Origin of the sequence: Mesorhizobium sp. M0923, from assembly GCF_040319365.1 — a bacterium.
Classification (GTDB): Bacteria; Pseudomonadota; Alphaproteobacteria; order Rhizobiales; family Rhizobiaceae; genus Mesorhizobium.
Window position 1 is genome coordinate 1 of record NZ_JAMYNW010000058.1, and the last position, 1240, is coordinate 1240.

General features: G+C 69.0%; 1 protein-coding gene. It reads right to left on the reverse strand.

The features are described from left to right. The coding region (locus tag NKH89_RS35595; RefSeq protein ID WP_352912031.1) for a condensation domain-containing protein at window positions 1–1240 on the reverse strand (1240 nt) is incomplete at both ends.

The window sequence follows — 1240 nt, forward strand, 5'->3', positions numbered from 1 at the left end:
GCACCTGTTGCTCGAACAGCTCGTGGATGCAAAGATCCGACGGATAGTCCGCGTCCGTCCGGTTCAGCTCCTCCAAAAGGTAGGTCCGCTCCTCGGGCGACAGGATGTCCAGCTCCCGCACCGGCCTGTCGGGCGCCCGCTCCAGCGCCTCCGCCAATTGCTCGAGCGCCCGCTGCATGTAGCCGCAGACCCGATCGGCAGAGATCGGCTCCACCACCTGTGCGGTGAGGCCGAGCGCCTCGCCAAAATCCTCCACCGACAGCGTCAGCGGATAGTTGGTGCGCTCCTCGCTGCCCAGCCATTCCACGCCGGACAGACCATCGTCCGTCCTGGAGCCGGCCATGGCCGCCGGCGTGTTGTGGCGGTAGTTCAACAGCGCACCGAACAGCGGCGCCGGCGCCGCAACGCCGCTGCAGCGTTGCGCCAGCGCCAGCGAGGCATGCTCGTGCGCCAGCAGCTCGGCCAGACGGGCATGGGTGAGACGCAGACTTTCCTCAACTCCGGTGCCGTCGAGGTCAAGCCGCACAGGCAGGGTGTTGATGAACAGGCCCATTGCGCGGTCGGCGCCCGCACCGGCATGCGTGCGGCCGAACAGCACCGTGCCGAACACCACCTGCTCTCGGCCGCTGCTGCGCGCCACCACCTGACCCCAGGCCAGATGGCAAAGGCTGGCCAGGCTCACCCCCAGCCGCCGCGCCTGGGCCCGCAGCCGATCGTTGAGCGCCTGCGGCAGCATCCGATGCGCCTCGCCAACCCCGCTGCCGTCGCCATGCACTTGGCTTAGCCCGAACGGCAGCGTCGGCTCGTCGATGTCCGCCAGCTGTTCCTGGAAGAACTCCTCATGCGCCTTGGCATCGCCCCCCAGGCGCGCCTGCGCCACCAGATTGCGGAACGGCTGCGGCGCGGCAAGCTCATGCGCGCGTCTCTCCAGCACGGCCCGCACCTCGGCATGCATGATCTCCAGCGTCGTGTGATCGCCGATCAGATGGTGCAGCAGCTCCAACAGCAGCCAGCGCCCGCTGCCGGGCTCGCGCGCGATCACGACGCGCATCAAGGGCGCCCGGCCAAGGTCGATGCGGTACTGGCGCGGATCGAACCGCCGCTTCAGCTGCTCGGAACCGGGACCGCCATCCTCATCCAGCTCGACCTCGCGCACCTCCAGGGCCGCCTTGCGCCACACCACCTGCGCCGGGCTCGACAGACCCTCCCAGACAAAGGCCGTACGCAGAATGTCGTGCCG